Origin of the sequence: Brevibacterium sp. (assembly GCF_022712115.1) — a bacterium.
GTDB lineage: Bacteria > Actinomycetota > Actinomycetes > Actinomycetales > Brevibacteriaceae > Brevibacterium > Brevibacterium salitolerans.
On record NZ_JALAHB010000158.1, the window covers coordinates 1 to 16,354 of the forward strand.

At 73.3% G+C, this 16,354-nt stretch carries 13 protein-coding genes; all 13 read left to right on the plus strand.

The window, feature by feature from the left end; all coding sequences use genetic code 11:
- The coding region (locus Q0A33_RS08860) for a CoA transferase (protein ID WP_291795217.1) at positions 1–422 on the plus strand (422 nt) is incomplete at its 5' end.
- Between the two features lies 1 nt (position 423).
- On the plus strand, positions 424–1,926 hold the full coding sequence (locus Q0A33_RS08865) for a carboxyl transferase domain-containing protein (RefSeq protein ID WP_291795219.1): 1,503 nt from the start codon (positions 424–426) through the stop codon (positions 1,924–1,926).
- Positions 1,923–2,693 (plus strand): imidazole glycerol phosphate synthase subunit HisF, encoded by a 771-nt coding sequence (gene hisF / locus Q0A33_RS08870; RefSeq protein WP_291795221.1) that lies wholly within the window; start codon positions 1,923–1,925, stop codon positions 2,691–2,693. The genes Q0A33_RS08865 and hisF overlap by 4 nt, the downstream gene beginning before the upstream one ends.
- On the plus strand, positions 2,671–3,018 hold the full coding sequence (hisI, locus tag Q0A33_RS08875) for a phosphoribosyl-AMP cyclohydrolase (RefSeq protein WP_291795223.1): 348 nt from the start codon (positions 2,671–2,673) through the stop codon (positions 3,016–3,018). The genes hisF and hisI overlap by 23 nt, the downstream gene beginning before the upstream one ends.
- Positions 3,002–4,543, plus strand: a complete 1,542-nt coding sequence (locus Q0A33_RS08880; protein ID WP_291795225.1) for an anthranilate synthase component I — start codon at positions 3,002–3,004, stop codon at positions 4,541–4,543. The genes hisI and Q0A33_RS08880 overlap by 17 nt, the downstream gene beginning before the upstream one ends.
- Entirely contained in the window at positions 4,540–5,046 is a 507-nt protein-coding gene (locus Q0A33_RS08885) for a Trp biosynthesis-associated membrane protein (RefSeq protein ID WP_291795226.1), read from the plus strand. The genes Q0A33_RS08880 and Q0A33_RS08885 overlap by 4 nt, the downstream gene beginning before the upstream one ends.
- A 65-nt stretch (positions 5,047–5,111) precedes the next feature.
- The gene (locus tag Q0A33_RS08890; RefSeq protein WP_291795229.1) at positions 5,112–5,372 is read left to right on the plus strand and encodes an HGxxPAAW family protein; all 261 of its coding nucleotides are present in this window, start codon (positions 5,112–5,114) and stop codon (positions 5,370–5,372) included.
- The gene (gene trpC, locus Q0A33_RS08895) at positions 5,369–6,169 is read left to right on the plus strand and encodes an indole-3-glycerol phosphate synthase TrpC (protein WP_291795231.1); all 801 of its coding nucleotides are present in this window, start codon (positions 5,369–5,371) and stop codon (positions 6,167–6,169) included. Before Q0A33_RS08890 ends, trpC begins: the two co-directional genes overlap by 4 nt.
- A gap of 7 nt (positions 6,170–6,176) precedes the next feature.
- Positions 6,177–7,427: a tryptophan synthase subunit beta gene (gene trpB / locus Q0A33_RS08900; RefSeq protein WP_291795233.1), complete on the plus strand. Its 1,251-nt coding sequence runs from the start codon at positions 6,177–6,179 to the stop codon at positions 7,425–7,427.
- Positions 7,424–8,203 carry a tryptophan synthase subunit alpha gene (gene trpA / locus Q0A33_RS08905; protein WP_291795235.1) on the plus strand — a complete coding sequence of 260 codons (780 nt, stop codon included), beginning with the start codon at positions 7,424–7,426 and terminating at the stop codon, positions 8,201–8,203. Before trpB ends, trpA begins: the two co-directional genes overlap by 4 nt.
- A 528-nt stretch (positions 8,204–8,731) precedes the next feature.
- Entirely contained in the window at positions 8,732–13,399 is a 4,668-nt protein-coding gene (gltB, locus tag Q0A33_RS08910) for a glutamate synthase large subunit (protein WP_291795236.1), read from the plus strand.
- Entirely contained in the window at positions 13,392–14,840 is a 1,449-nt protein-coding gene (locus tag Q0A33_RS08915; protein WP_291795238.1) for a glutamate synthase subunit beta, read from the plus strand. Before gltB ends, Q0A33_RS08915 begins: the two co-directional genes overlap by 8 nt.
- A 30-nt stretch (positions 14,841–14,870) precedes the next feature.
- Entirely contained in the window at positions 14,871–16,337 is a 1,467-nt protein-coding gene (gene pyk / locus Q0A33_RS08920; RefSeq protein WP_291795240.1) for a pyruvate kinase, read from the plus strand.
- Positions 16,338–16,354: the final 17 nt, after the last annotated feature.

A 16,354-nucleotide genomic window follows, 5' to 3' on the forward strand; every position in this document is an offset into this window, starting at 1 on the left:
CGGTGGGCAACGAGAAGATGTGGACGCGGTTCTGCGAGGCGTTCGGCCTCGACCCGGCCGCCCCCGGCTTCGAGGACAACGGCTCCCGCTTCGCCCACCGCGACCGGCTCATCGAGGTCATCGAGGGCGTCTTCGCGGACTACGACGGCGAGGAGCTGCTGGCCAAGCTCGACGCCGCCGGCATCCCCGCCGGCGGGGTGCGCACGCTGCCGGAGGTCTACGCCTGGGACCAGGCGCTCTCGCAGGGCCTGAAGATCACCGCCGAGCACACCTCGGCGGGCTCCATCGACCTGCCCGGACCGCCGCTGCGCTTCTTCGACGCCCCGGAGGCCGGCGAGCGGGAGACCACGGTCACCGAGCATCTGGCCCCGCCGCGCCTGTCCGAGCACGAATCCGTCATCCGCAGCTGGCTGGAGGACTGACATGGCCAAGCGACTCAGCTCACGCGAGCTCATCGACATGGTCGTCGACACCGGGAGCTTCGTCTCCTGGGACTCCGCCCCCATCGTCCCCGGCGCCGGCGTGAGCGAGGAGTACGCCTCCGAACTCGCCGCGGCACAGGAGAAGTCCGGGGTGGACGAGGCCGTCGTCACCGGCGAAGGGCTCATCCACGGCCGCCGCGTCTGCGTCATCGCCTGCGAGTTCCGGTTCCTCGCCGGCTCGATCGGGGTGGCGGCCGCGCAGCGGCTCGTCGAGGCGTTCGAGCGCGCCACGATGGAGGGCCTGCCGGTGCTCGCGGGACCGGCCTCCGGCGGCACCCGCATGCAGGAGGGCACGGTCGCGTTCCTCTCCATGGTGAAGATCACGGCGGCCGTCACGGCCCACAAGCGCGCGGGACTGCCGTTCCTCGTCTACCTGCGTCACCCCACCACCGGCGGCGTGTTCGCCTCCTGGGGCTCGCTGGGCCACGTGACGGTGGCGGAGCCGGACGCGCTCATCGGCTTCCTCGGCCCGCGCGTCTTCGAACAGCTCTACGGCAAGGAGTTCCCGGCCGGCGTGCAGTCCGGCGAGAACCTCCAGCGCCGGGGCCTCATCGACGCCGTGCTGCCGCCGGAGCGGCTCCACGTCACCGTCTCACGGGTCCTCGAGGTGCTGCTGGGTGCGCGCGAGCTGCCGGCGGCGGTGCCGGATCCGGACTCCCGGCCGCACGAGCCGGACGAGCGCCCCGCGTGGGACGTCATCACGGCCTCGCGGCGGGCGGAGCGGCCGGGCGTCCGTGACCTGCTGCGCCACGGCGCCACTCACGTCCTCCCGCTGCGCGGCACGGGCGAGGGGGAGAAGGACCCCGGTCTGCTGCTGGCGTTGGCACGGTTCGGCTCCGCCCCGTGCGTGGTGCTGGGCCAGGACCGCTTCCGCCAGGACCGGCGCGAGCCCATGGGCCCCGCAGCCCTGCGCGAGGCCCGCCGCGGCATGCGCCTGTCCGCGGAGCTGGGCATCCCGCTGGTGACGATCATCGACACCCCCGGTGCGGCGCTGTCGAAGGAGGCCGAGGAGGGCGGCATGGCGGGCGAGATCGCGCGCAGCCTCGCGGACCTCATCAACCTGTCCGCCCCCAGCGTCTCCGTCATCATGGGCGAGGGCTCCGGCGGCGGTGCGCTCGCGCTCGTCCCGGCGGATCGCGTGCTCTCTGCCCAGAACGGCTGGCTCTCGCCGCTGCCCCCGGAGGGCGCCTCGGCGATCGTCCACCGGGACACCGAGCACGCCGCGGAGATGGCGCAGCAGCAGCAGGTCCAGGCCGCCGAGCTGGAGCGCAGCGGGGTCATCGACCGGATCGTCGCGGAGCCCGTCGACGCCTCCGACGATCCGCGGGGCTTCGTGGAGCGCCTCTCCGCGACACTCGAGTACGAGCTCATCACCCTCATGCGCACTCCGGCCTACCTCCGCCAGGACACCCGGATCGCCAAGTACCGGAGGCTGGGTCTGTGACCGCGGTGCGGGTGATCCCCTGCCTGGACGTCGACGCCGGCCGTGTGGTCAAGGGCGTGAACTTCACGGACCTCCGCGACGCGGGGGACCCGGTGGAGCTCGCGCGCGGCTACGACGCGGCGGGCGCCGACGAGCTCACCTTCCTCGACGTCACCGCGACCACCGGCGACCGGTCGACGACCTATGACATGGTCACCCGCTGCGCGGAGCAGATCTTCATCCCGCTCACGGTGGGCGGGGGAGTGCGCACCGTCGCAGACGTCGACCGGCTGCTGAAGTCCGGTGCGGACAAGGTGGGAGTCAACTCCGCGGCGGTGGCCCGGCCGGAGCTGGTCGCGGAGATCGCCCAGCGGTTCGGCAACCAGGTCCTCGTGCTCTCCGTCGACGCCCGGCGCGTGCCGGCGGGCGAGCCGGGCACGGCCTCGGGCTTCGAGGTCACCACCCACGGCGGCCGCCGGGGGACCGGCATCTGCGCCGTCGAATGGGCGGCACGGGCCGCGGAGCTGGGGGCCGGTGAGATCCTGCTCAACAGCATCGACGCGGACGGCACGAAGGCCGGCTTCGACCTCGAGATGCTCGCCGCAGTGCGCGCGGCGGTGGGCGTGCCGCTCATCGCCTCCGGCGGCGCCGGGGAGCCGGCGCACTTCCCTCCGGCGGTCGCCGCCGGGGCGGATGCGGTGCTGGCGGCCAGCATCCTGCACTTCGGCCAGACCACCGTCGCGGAGATCAAGGAGGCGCTGGCGGATGCCGGACACGAGGTTCGCTGAACTCGCCTTCGACGACCGCGGGCTCGTGCCCGTCGTCGTGCAGGAGACCGCCACGCGGGAGGTGCTCATGCTCGCCTGGGCGGACGCCGAGGCCCTCGCGCTCACGCTCGAGACCGGCCGCGCCACGTACTGGTCGCGCTCCCGGCAGGAGATCTGGGTGAAGGGCGCCACCTCCGGCCACGTGCAGGAGGTCGTGGCGGTCCGCACGGACTGCGACGGCGACACGCTCCTCTACGAGGTCCGGCAGACGGGCCCGGCCTGCCACACCGGCACCGCGACCTGCTTCACGGGAAGGGAGATCCGCGCGCATGACCACGCATCCTGAGGGCGCGCCCGCGCTCACGCCGTCCGCGGAGGAGTTCCGCCGGATGGGCGCACGGCACCGGCTGGTGCCCGTGCACACCACCGTGCTGGCGGACGAGGAGACGCCGCTGAGCCTCTACCGCAGGCTGGCGGAGGGCCGCCCGGGCGGCTTCCTCCTCGAGTCCGCGGAGCAGGGCGCGTGGAGCCGCTACTCCTTCGTGGGCCGCAGCCCCATCGCCACGCTCACGGAGGAGGACGGGGAGGCGATCTGGCTGGGCACGCCGCCGGCGGGACTGCCCACGGGCGGGGATCCCCACGCCGCGCTGAGCGCTGCGCTGGAGCTGCTGCGCGTCGAGGAGCTCGCCGACGGGCTGCCGCCCATGGTCGCCTCCTTCGTGGGCTACCTGGGCTGGGACTCGGTGCGCAGGTTCGAGGACCTGGGTCCGGGCCCGCTGGCGGAGCACCCGGTGCCGGAGCTCTCCCTCTCGATCCCGGGCGATCTCGCGATCCTCGACCACTACACCTCGCGGCTCACGCTCGTGTCCAACGCCGTGAATGTCGACGGGGCGGAGTCCGGCATCGACGCGGCCTATGCGCGTGCCAGCGCGCGGATCGAGGCGATGCTCACGGACCTCGCCGCGCCCCTGCGCTCCTCCGTCGCCGTCCACGGCCTCCCCGACCCGGAGGTGAAGCCGCGCACGCACGCGGACGACTACCTCGCGGCGGTCGCCGAGGCCAAGCGCGAGATCGTGGACGGCGAGATCTTCCAGGTGGTGCTGGGACAGCGCTTCGACTCCTACGTCGACGCCTCCCCGACGGACGTGTACCGCATGCTGCGGACCACGAACCCCAGCCCCTACATGTACCTCCTCGACGTGCCCGTGCCGTCCGGCGGCCCGCTCACCATCGTGGGCTCCTCGCCCGAGGCCCTCGTGACGGTCTCCGGCGGGCGGGTGCGGACCAACCCGATCGCCGGATCCCGCCCCCGCGGCGCGACGCCGGCGGAGGACCGCGCGCTGGCCGCGGACCTCCTGGCGGACGAGAAGGAGCGGGCGGAGCACCTCATGCTCGTCGACCTGGCCCGCAACGACCTCGCGAAGATCAGCCGGCCGGGAACGGTGGACGTCGTGCAATTCATGGAGATCGAGCGCTACAGCCACATCATGCACATCGTCTCCACCGTCACGGGCGAGACCGCCGCCGGCGTCGACGGGGTGGACGTGCTGCGCGCGACCTTCCCGGCCGGCACGCTGTCCGGGGCGCCCAAGCCGCGCGCCCTGGAGATCATCGACAGACTCGAACCGACGGCGCGAGGGGTCTACGGTGGAGTCGTGGGCTATCTCTCCTTCACCGGCGACCTCGACGTCGCGATCGCCATCCGCACCGGCATCATGCGCGAGGGCCTGCTGACCGTGTCCGCGGGCGCCGGCATCGTCGCGGACTCCGATCCCGAGTCCGAGCTGGCGGAGTGCCGGACGAAGGCCACGGCGGTGCTGCGTGCGGCGGCGGCCGCCCAGACGCTGCGCGCGGCCGGAGGGCCGGCATGAGCGCGCTGCTCACCAAGGGCCGCACCGTCGTGCTGCAGCTCGTGCTCGCAGGGGCGCTCTGGTTCCTGTCCGGGCGTCCGTGGACGGCCGAGACCGTCGACCCCGCGACGCAGGTGCCGGGCGTGGCGCAGACGGCGGCCGCGTCCGGGGAGACCGGACACCCGCTGCTCACGGCCGCCGCGGCGGTCCTCGCGGTGTCCTCGCTGCTCCTGGCGATGCTCTCCCGGGTAGGCCGCTACGTGGTGCTGGGGCTGACGGGGCTGACGGGCCTCGGCGCCCTCGCGGTCGGCGCGGCCGCCGCGGGCACTGCTCCCGCCGCCTCCGTCTGGCCGACCGTCGCCGTGGGGGCGCTCACGGTCGTCTTCGCGGTGTGCGCGGCGCGCGCGAGCGGGAGCTGGCAGACCTCCTCGCGCTACGAGCGCTCCGCGGCCGCGCCGGCGGATCCCGAGGAGGATCCCACCGCGGCGTGGGACGCGCTCTCCCGCGGGGAGGACCCGAGCTGAGCGTGTGCCGCGCGCATGCGACAATGGATCCCAGTCCACCCACCTGACCTCATCCCAGGAGAGACATGTCACCCACCGTCCGCAACGGAGCCCACGACCTCGACAAGGCCTCGATCGACTACGCGGCCATCCAGGACCCCGGCCACGGCAACACCGCAGCCGCCTGGACCGGCGTGTTCATCATGCTCGTGGGCATCTGCATCTCGACCTACGGCAACATCGTGGCGTCCCCGGCCGTGTTCTGGGGCGGCGGGGCCGTCGCCGTGGTGGGCCTGCTGGCAGGCTTCGTCATGCGGCTGGCCGGCAAGGGCAAGCCGCGCCGGTGACGGTTCTCGACGCGATCGTCGCCGGGGTGCGGGAGGACCTCGACGCACGCCGGCGGGCACTCCCGCTCGAGGCCGTCCGCGCACAGGCCGAGCAGGCCCCGGCCGTCCGGCCCTTCCCGGCGGACGAGGAGTTCGGCCTCATCTGCGAGGTGAAGCGGTCCTCCCCGTCCAAGGGCGAGCTCGCCGCGATCCCGGACCCGGCGGCGCTGGCGGGCGCCTACGCCCGCGGCGGTGCCGCGGCGATCAGCGTGCTCACGGAGAGCCGCCGGTTCGCGGGCACGCTTGCGGACCTCGACGCCGTCCGCGCCGCCGTGGACGTGCCGGTGCTCCGCAAGGACTTCATGGTCGAGGAGTACCAGTTCCACGAGGCCCGCGCCCACGGTGCGGACATCGTGCTCCTCATCGTCGCCGCGCTCAGCGACGCGCAGCTGGGGGAGTTCCTCGCCCTCAGCCGTGCGCTGGGCATGGCCGCACTGGTCGAGACCCACACCGCGGCGGAGCTCGACCGCGCCCGGGACGCCGGTGCGGAGCTGGTCGGCGTGAACACCCGCAACCTCAAGGACCTGAGCGTGGATCCCGCCCGCTTCCGTCCGCTCGCCGCACATGCGCCAGCCGGCACCCGCCTCGTCGCGGAGTCCGGCGTGAGCGACGCGGACTCCGTCGCGGCGTACGCCGCGGCCGGTGCCGGGCTCGTGCTGGTGGGTGAGGCGCTCGTGAAGGACGGCGATCCCGAGTCCGCCGTCGCCCGGTTCACCGCCGCAGGCGCGGCAGCCGCGTCCGCCCCCACCCAGGAGTGACCACCGAATGACAGACACGTCCATGCCCGAACAGTTCTCGGCTCCCGACTCCGCGCTGCCGCAGGGCCCGCGGTTCGGCGAGTTCGGCGGGCGCTACATCCCCGAGGCGCTGATCCCGGCGTGCGAGGAGATCGGCGAGGCCTTCTCCAAGGCCGTCCTCGACGACGGGTTCCGGGCGGAGTACCGCCGCCTGCTCACCGAGTACGTGGGCCGTCCGAGCCTGCTCACCGAGGCCCCGCGCTTCGCCGAGCACGCCGGCGGGGCCCGGATCCTGCTCAAGCGCGAGGACCTCAACCACACGGGCAGCCACAAGATCAACAACGCCCTGGGCCAGGGCCTGCTCGCCAAGCGGCTGGGCAAGACCCGGCTGATCGCGGAGACGGGGGCGGGGCAGCACGGCGTCGCCACCGCCACGGCCGCAGCGCTGCTGGGCATGGAGTGCCGCATCTACATGGGCGCCGTCGACGTGGAGCGGCAGGCGCTCAACGTGGCGCGGATGCGCCTCCTGGGAGCGGAGGTCACCTCCGTGGCGGCCGGCACCGCCACGCTCAAGGACGCGATCAACGAGACCTTCCGCGACTGGGTGGCCTCCGTGGAGTCCACCCACTACGTGTTCGGCACGGTGGCCGGGCCGCATCCCTTCCCGCTCATGGTCCGCGAGTTCCAGCGGATCATCGGTCTGGAGGCCCGCGCCCAGGTGCGCGAGCGCACCGGCGCGCTGCCGGACGCGGTCGTGGCGTGCGTGGGCGGCGGCTCGAACGCGATCGGCGCCTTCCACGCCTTCATCGAGGATCCGGGCGTGCGCCTGATCGGCTGCGAGGCAGCCGGGGACGGCATCGACACCCCCCGCCACGCGGCCACGCTCACGAAGGGGACGGTGGGGGTGCTCCACGGAGCCCGCTCGTACCAGCTCCAGGACTCCGACGGGCAGACGCTGGAGAGCCATTCGATCTCCGCGGGCCTCGACTACTCCGGCGTGGGGCCGGAGCACGCGTGGCTGCACGCGAGCGGTCGCGCGGAGTACCGTCCCGTCACGGACGCCGAGGCGATGGACGCCTTCGCCCTCCTGTGCCGCACGGAGGGGATCATCCCGGCCATCGAGAGCTCCCACGCCCTCGCCGGAGCCCTGGCGCTGGGCCGGGAGACCGGACCGGACTCCACCATCCTCATCTGCCTCTCCGGCCGCGGGGACAAGGACGTGACCACCGCCGGACGCTGGTTCGGCTACCTCGACGACGAAGGGGAGCAGAGCGAATGACCACTGCTGACGTGCTCGCGGCCTGCCGCGAGGAGGGCCGTGCCGCGCTCATCGGCTACCTGCCGGTGGGAGCGCCCACGCTCAAGGGATCCCTGGAGGGCGTGCGGGCGCTGGTCGCCGGGGGAGCGGACATCGTCGAGGTGGGCCTGCCCTACACGGACCCCGGCATGGACGGGCCCGTCATCGAGGCGGCGGCCGTGCAGGCGCTGGCGAACGGCACTCGCGTGGCCGACGGCTTCCGGGCCATCGAGGCGGTCGCCGCCGCGGGCGCCGTCCCCGTCGTGATGAGCTACTGGAACCTCATCCTCCAGTACGGCGTGGACGCCTACGCCAGGGACCTCGCGAACGCCGGGGGAGCCGGGATCATCACACCGGACCTGGTCCCGGACGAGGCCGAGGACTGGATCGCGGCCTCGGACGCGCACGGGCTCGACAGGATCTTCCTCGCCGCGCCCTCGTCCCCGGACGAGCGCCTGGTGCGCATCGCCGCCGCCTCCCGCGGCTTCGTCTACGCGGCCTCGACGATGGGCGTGACGGGCCTGCGCGCCCAGGTGGGTGCGCGTGCGGAGGACCTGGTCGCCCGCACGCGGGCCGCGGGCGCGGAGAACGTGTGCGTGGGCCTCGGCGTCTCCACCCGTGCGCAGGCGGCAGAGGTCGCCGCCTACGCCGACGGCGTCATCGTCGGGTCCGCCTTCGTGCGCGCCCTGCAGGACGAGGGCCCGGCCGCCGTCGCCGCGCTGGCCGGGGAGTTCGCGGAGGGAGTGCGCGATCGCTGACTTCGCTCTGCCGGCTCTCCTCGCCTGTCTCGCCTGTCTCCTCGCGGCAGGGGCCGCGCTGCTCGTCGCGCTGCGGCTGCGGAGGCGCCGCCGGCGCGCGGAGGAGGCCCGCCGTCGCGCCGCCGCGGATCCGGGGGATGCCGCCGATACTCCCGCAGCCGCCCGCGGATTCGGCTTCTTCGGTGCCATGACCTCGACCATCTCGATCGTGCCCCAGCTGGACCAGCGGTCCACGCCCGCACCGGGGCGGAAGGACGGGGAGGCACAGGACCGGGACCGCGGCTAGCCTCCCCGTGACCTTCCCGCCGACAGGCCCGTCCGTCACCCCTCACCGCACGCGGTGAGGGGTTTCGTCGTCTGCGGTTTCGCATCCTGAGACGGCGCGTGACTGCGTGCCGCCGAGCGTGTAAAGTTCCCGTCTCAGGAGTGCAGGGTGACTGCCGTCACAGGCGCAGGCCCCGCTCCGCGCAGCACCGACAGCGCCGTTGGCTGTGGACCAGTCCCACGACCAGGAAGGGCGGTGCTCCCATGAGACCTGCCTCCGCACGACCGCATCCCGAGCTCCCCCACTCCGGGAGGCCTCCGGCGCACGGACTTGCTGATCCCACCGACGAGCACGACGCCTGCGGCCTGGCCTTCATCGCCCGCTACCGCGGAGACGCGGACCACGCCGTGGTGACCCAGGCGCTCACCGCCCTGCGGAACATGGAGCACCGCGGCGGCGTGGGCGGCGACGAGGGCACCGGCGACGGCGCGGGCATCAACGTGCAGGTCCCGCACGCGTTCCTCTCCGCCGTCACGGACTTCCCCCTGCCGGGCCCCGGCGAGTACGCCGTCGGCACCGCCTTCCTCGACGCGGACGATCCCGCCTCCGGGCGCGAGCTCGTCGCCGGGCTGGCCGCCGAGGAGGCGCTCACCGTGCTCGGGTGGCGGGAGGTTCCCGTCGACCCCACGGTGCTGGGCGCCTCCGCGCGGGCGGCGATGCCGCACTTCGCGCAGGTCTTCCTCACCGCGGACCCGGCCCGGCCGCTCGCCACGACCGCCGCGGGCGAGACGGACCCCTGGGCCCTCGACCGCCGGGCCTTCGCGCTGCGCAAGCGCGCCGAGCACGCCGGGGTCTACTTCCCGTCGCTGTCCACCCGCACGCTCGTCTACAAGGGCATGGTGAGCACGGGCCAGCTGGAGCCGTTCTACCCGGACCTCTCGGACAGCCGCTTCGCCACGCGCATCGCGATCGTCCACTCCCGCTTCTCCACCAACACCTTCCCGTCCTGGCCGCTCGCGCAGCCGTTCCGCATGCTCGCCCACAACGGCGAGATCAACACGGTGCGGGGCAACCGCAACTGGATGGCCGCGCGCGAGTCCGAGCTCGCCTGTCAGCTGCTGGCCTCCCCAGACGGCGACGGCTCCAACGCGGACCTCGCCCGCCTGTTCCCGGTGATCAACCCGCACCTGTCCGATTCCGGCACCCTGGACGAGGTCCTCGAGCTGCTCGTGATGTCCGGCCGCTCGCTGCCGCACGCCATGGCGATGCTCATCCCCGAGGCCTGGCAGTCGGATCCGCACGTCTCCGAGCAGCGCCGGTCCTTCTACCGCTACCACGCCCTCCTCATGGAGGCCTGGGACGGCCCCGCCTGCGTCTCCTTCACGGACGGCGAGCTGGTGGGCGCCGTGCTGGACCGCAACGGCCTGCGGCCGGCGCGGTACACCCTCACGGAGGACACCGTGGTGCTCGCCAGCGAGTCCGGGGTCATCGACCTGCCGGAGGAGCAGGTGCTGGCGCGCGGCCGCGTGCGCCCCGGCCGCATGTTCCTCGTGGACACCCGTGCCGGCCGCATCGTCTCGGACACGGAGATCAAGGCGCGGCTGGGTGCGGAGGCGCCCTACGACGAGTGGGTCGCCGCGACCACGATGGACCTCGGCGAACTCCCCGAGCGCGAGCGGGTCACGTACCCGCGGGCCTCGGTGGAGCGCCGGCAGCGCACGTTCGGCTACACGGACGAGGAGCTGCGCATCCTCGTGGGCCCGATGGCGGAGACCGGGGCCGAACCCCTCGGCGCCATGGGCTCCGACGCGCCCATCGCCGCGTTCGCCCAGCGTCCCCGGCTGCTCTTCGACTACTTCGCCCAGCGCTTCGCCCAGGTGACCAATCCGCCGCTGGACGCGATCCGCGAGGCGCTCGTCACCTCCGTGAGCGTGGGCATCGGCAGCGAGGGCAACCTGCTGGCCGACGGGCCGCAGGACATCTTCCAGGTGGACCTGCCGTACCCCGTCATCGACAACGAGCACCTCGCCGCGTTCGTCCACCTCCCGCAGGAGCGCTCGCACGGCGGGCGGGGGCCGGCGACGACGGTCCTGCGCGCCCGCTACCGTCCGGGCGGCGGCGCGAGCCTGCGGCGGCGCATCGACGACCTCTGCGCGGTGGCGGACGAGGCGATCGCCGCGGGGGCGCGGTTCCTCGTGCTGTCCGACCGCGACTCCAACGCGGAGCTCGCCCCCATCCCGTCCCTGCTCGTCACCTCGGCGCTGCACCACCACCTCATCCGCCGGCGGACCCGCACGCGCGTCTCCCTCCTCGTGGAGGCCGGGGACGTGCGGGAGGTCCACCACGTGGCCGCGCTCATCGGCTTCGGCGCCTCGGCGGTGAATCCCTATCTCGCGATGGAGACGGCGGCGGCCATGGTGCGCGAGGGCCGGGTGACGGGCGTGGACGAGGACACCGCGGTGCGCAACGTGCTCCGGGCGCTGGGCAAGGGCCTGCTCAAGGTCATGTCCAAGATGGGCATCTCGACGGTGCACTCCTACCATGCCGCGCAGACCTTCGAGGCGCTCGGCCTGTCCTCGAGCCTCGTGGAGGAGTTCTTCACCGGGACCCGCGCCCGGCTGGAGGGGATCGGCCTGGACGGCATCGCCGCCGAGGTCGAGGCCCGCCACCGGGCCGCCTACCCCATGGACTCCAATCCGGTGCCGCACCGGCCGCTCGAGGTGGGCGGGGAGTACTCCTGGCGCCGCGAGGGCCCGCCGCACCTCTTCGACCCGGAGACGGTGTTCCGGCTGCAGCACTCCACCCGCACCCGCAGGTACGACATCTTCAAGGACTACACCGGGCGGGTGAATGCGCAGGCGGAGGAGCTGCTCACGCTCCGCGGGCTGTTCGACCTGCGCCCTGCGCCCGGCGGCCCCGTCCCCCTCGAGGAGGTCGAGCCGGTCTCGGAGATCGTCAAGCGCTTCTCCACCGGCGCGATGAGCTACGGCTCGCTCTCGCAGGAGGCCCACGAGACGCTGGCGATCGCGATGAACCGGCTGGGCGCGAAGTCCAACACCGGGGAGGGCGGCGAGGACGTCGAGCGCCTGCTGGACCCGGAGCGCCGGTCGGCCATCAAGCAGGTGGCGAGCGGACGCTTCGGGGTCACCAGCCTCTACCTCACGGAGGCGGACGACATCCAGATCAAGATGGCCCAGGGGGCCAAGCCGGGCGAGGGCGGACAGCTGCCCCCGTCCAAGGTCTACCCCTGGGTGGCACGCACCCGGCACGCGACCCCCGGGGTGGGGCTCATCTCGCCCCCGCCGCATCACGACATCTACTCCATCGAGGACCTCGCGCAGCTCATCCACGACCTCAAGCGGGCCAACCCCGCCGCTCGGGTCCACGTCAAGCTCGTGGCCTCGTCCGGGGTGGGCACCGTGGCCTCGGGCGTGGCGAAGGCCCAGGCGGACGTCGTGCTCATCTCCGGCCACGACGGCGGCACGGGCGCGAGCCCGCTCAACTCGCTCAAGCACGCCGGCGTCCCCTGGGAGCTGGGGCTGGCGGAGGCGCAGCAGACGCTCATCCAGTCGGGTCTGCGCGAGCGCGTGTCCGTGCAGGTGGACGGACAGCTCAAGACCGGTCGCGACGTCGTCATCGCCGCGCTCCTGGGCGCCGAGGAGTTCGGCTTCGCCACCGCGCCGCTGGTGGTGAGCGGCTGCATCATGATGCGCGTGTGCCACAAGGACACCTGCCCAGTGGGGGTTGCGACCCAGAATCCCGAGCTGCGCGGCCGGTTCAGCGGGAAGCCGGAGTTCGTCGTGACCTTCTTCGAGTACATCGCCGAGGAGGTGCGCGAGCTGCTCGCCGAGCTGGGGTTCCGCAGCCTCGACGAGGCGATCGGCCGGGTCGAACTCCTGGACCGCACCCGCGCGATCAGCCACTGGAAGGCCGCGGGACTGGACGTGAGCGACATCCTCACGGTCCCGCGCACCGCGGCGGGGGAGATCGCGGAGGTCCGCAAGCGGACGGTGGGACAGGACCACCGCCTCGGGGAGCACTTCGACACCCCGCTCATCCGCGAGGCCGGGGAGGCCATCCGCTCCCGCCGCCGGCTCGTGCTGGAGCGGCCGGTGACGAACGTGGACCGGTCGGTCGGCACCATGCTGGGCCACCGGGTGACGGTCGAGCACGGCGTCGACGAACTCGACGACGACACCCTCGAGCTGCGGCTCACCGGCAGCGCCGGGCAGTCGCTCGGGGCCTTCCTGCCCGCGGGCGTGACGATCACCCACACGGGCGACGCCAACGACTACGTGGGCAAGGGCCTGTCCGGGGGCATCATCTCCGTGGCGCCGGTCTCCGCCGGGCCGCGGGGCGCCTCCGCGGGTGCGGAGTTCCGGCCCGAGGACCACGTTATCGCGGGCAACGTGATCGGCTACGGCGCAACCTCGGGCAGGCTGTTCCTGTCCGGCCAGGTGGGCGAGCGCTTCCTGGTGCGCAACTCCGGCGCCACCGCCGTGGCGGAGGGCGTGGGCGATCACGCCCTGGAGTACATGACCGGCGGCACCGCGGTGATCCTGGGCCCAGTGGGCCGGAACTTCGCCGCCGGCATGTCCGGCGGCACCGCCTACCTCCTCGACTTCAACCCGGACAGGCTGAACACGGACGACCGGAGGGCGGGCCGCTTCCGGCTGCGCGCCCTCTCCGGCGAGGAGGCCCAGGAGCTCCGCGGCATCCTCACGGAGCACCTTGCCCGGACAGGCTCCCCCCTTGTTACCTCGCTGTTCGCGCGGCTGGACCGCGGGGAGGACGTCTTCGGCCGCTTCACCACCCTCGTCCCCGCCGACTACCTCTCCGTCACCGCCATCCGCGCACAGGCGGAGGCCGACGGCACAGACCCCGATGGTCCAGATGCCTGGACCCGCATCCTGGAGACCACCCATGGCTGACCCCACAGGCTTCCTCACCGTCCGCGAGCGCGAGCTGCCGCCCAAGCGTCCCGTGCCCGTGCGCCTGCTCGACCACCGGGAGATCCAGGAGCGGCAGGACGGCGCCGCATTCATCCGACAGGCGGGCCGCTGCATGGACTGCGGCGTGCCGTTCTGCCACCGGGGCTGTCCGCTGGGCAACCTCATTCCCGAGTTCAACGATGCGATGTGGCGGGGCCAGACCGAGCGCGCCAGCGAGCTCCTCCACGCCACGAACAACTTCCCCGAGTTCACGGGGCGCGCCTGCCCCGCACCCTGCGAGGACTCCTGCGTGCTGGGGATCAACCAGCCCGCCGTGACCATCAAGAACGTCGAGGTCACGATCATCGACCGGGCCTTCGAGGACGGGCTCGTCACGCCGCAGGTGCCGGAGAGGATGTCGGGGCGCACCGTCGCGGTCGTGGGCTCCGGTCCCGCCGGGCTCGCCTGCGCGCAGCAGCTCACCCGCGCCGGGCACACCGTCGTCGTCTACGAGCGCGAGGACCGGGTGGGCGGCCTGCTCCGCTACGGCATCCCGGACTTCAAGCTGGAGAAGCACCACATCGACCGCAGGCTCAGGCAGATGCGGGCGGAGGGCACGCGCTTCCGCACCGGCGTCCACGTGGGCGTCGACCTGTCCTGGGAGGATCTCGCCGCCCGCGTGGACGCGGTCGTCGTGTGCACCGGCGCGGTCGTCCCGCGTGAACTCGCGGTGCCCGGACGGGAGCTCGACGGCGTCCACTTCGCGATGGACTACCTCGTCCCGGTGAACCGGCAGCAGGCGGGCGAGGACGGTCCCGTCATCGATGCGGCGGGCAGGCACGTCGTGGTGATCGGCGGCGGCGACACCGGCTCCGACTGCGTCGGCACGGCCCTGCGTCAGGGCGCGGCCTCGGTCACGAGCCTCGCGATCGGCGTCCAGCCTCCGCTGGAGCGCCCCGACGATCAGCCCTGGCCCACCACGCCCCGGGTGTTCGAGGTCTCGACGAGCCACGAGGAGGGCGGCGAGCGGCGGTTCCTCGCCTCGACCGTCCGCGCGGTGGGCGATGCGGAGGGCCGGGTGCGGGCGCTCAGCGTCGCACGCACGGAGTACACGGACGCCGGTCGCGTCCCGCAGGCGGGGACGGAGGAGGAGATCCCGGCGGACCTCGTCCTCATCGCGATGGGCTTCACCGGCCCGGAGACCCCGGAGCTGGAGGAGTGGGGGCTCGAGCTCTCCGGCCGTGCACTGGCGCGGTCGGCCGACTACTCCACTGCCCTGCCGGGCGTGTTCGTCGCCGGCGACGCCGGACGCGGGCAGTCGCTCATCGTGTGGGCGATCGCGGAGGGCCGGGCCGCCGCGGCGGCCGTGGACCGGCACCTCATGGGGGAGACCGCCCTGCCGGCCCCGGTCACCGCACACGACCAGGCGATAGGGGTCTGACCAGCATCGGCATGGACTAGGCTGGTGCGCATGAGGCATGCGAAGATCGTCGCCACACTCGGCCCAGCCCAGAACTCCTACGAGGACATGCGCGCCCTGCTCGACGAGGGCATGAACGTCGCGCGATTCAACCTCAGCCACGGCACCCACGCGGATCACGCGGTGCGTCTGGAGTGGCTCCGGTCGGCGGCCCGCGACTCGGGTCGCACGGCCGGCGCCCTCCTCGACCTGCAGGGGCCCAAGATCCGCGTGGGCACCTTCGCGGACGGGCAGAGGCCGGAGCTGCGCGCGGGCGACCGCTTCACCATCACCACGGCGGACGTGCCCGGCGACGCCGCGCGCGTCTCCACGACCTATGCGGGTCTGCCCGGCGACGTGGAGCCCGGCGATCCGCTGCTCATCGACGACGGGCGCATCCGGCTGCGCGCCGTCGAGGTCACGGATGCGGAGGTCGTCACGGAGGTGGAGATCGCCGGCCGGATCTCCGACCACAAGGGCATCAACCTGCCCGGCGTGGCGGTCTCCGTGCCCGCGATGAGCGAGAAGGACATCGCGGATCTCCGCTGGGGGCTGCGTGCCGGCATCGACTGGGTGGCTCTGAGCTTCGTCCGCTCCGCCGCGGACGCCGCGGACGTCCGGGCGATCATGGCGGAGGAGGGCGTCTGGGTCCCCCTCATGGCCAAGCTGGAGAAGCCGCAGGCCGTGGACAACCTGCGGGAGATCGTCGACGCCTTCGACGGCATCATGGTGGCCCGGGGCGACCTGGGGGTGGAGCTGCCGCTCGAGGAGGTGCCGATCGTCCAGAAGCGTGCCGTGGAGCTGGCGCGCCGGCAGGCGAAGCCGGTGATCGTCGCCACGCAGATGCTCGAGTCGATGATCGACGCCCCCCGGCCCACCCGTGCGGAGGCCAGCGACTGCGCCAACGCCGTGCTGGACGGGGCGGACGCCCTCATGCTCTCCGGGGAGACCTCCGTGGGCGCGCACTGGCGGGAGGCCGTGCGGACCATGGCGCGCATCATCGAGTCGACGGAGCAGCACGGACTGGACCGGATCCCGCCGCTCGGGACGGAGCCGCACACCCGCGGCGGCGCCGTGACCGCGGCCGCGGTGAGCATCGCGGAGCAGCTGGGCATCGACCTCCTGTGCACCTTCACCCAGTCCGGGGACTCGGTCCGCCGGATGTCCCGGCTGCGGCAGCGCCGCCCGGTGCTCGCCTTCACCCCCGACGAGCGGGTCGCCAACCAGCTCGAACTCAGCTGGGGCGTGACCTCGTACCTGGTCCGCCAGGTCCACCACACGGACCAGATGGCCCGGCAGGTCGACCGCACCCTCCTGCAGCAGGGGATCGCGGAGGAGGGCGAGCTGTGCGTGATCGTCGCCGGCTCGCCGCCGGGGATCCCGGGCTCCACGAACGCCCTGCGCATCCATCAGCTGGGCGATGCGCTCCGCGGCGTGACGGCCGCCTATCGCGACGAGGTGGACGACGAGGGCATCTGAGGGCGGGCCCCGCGGCC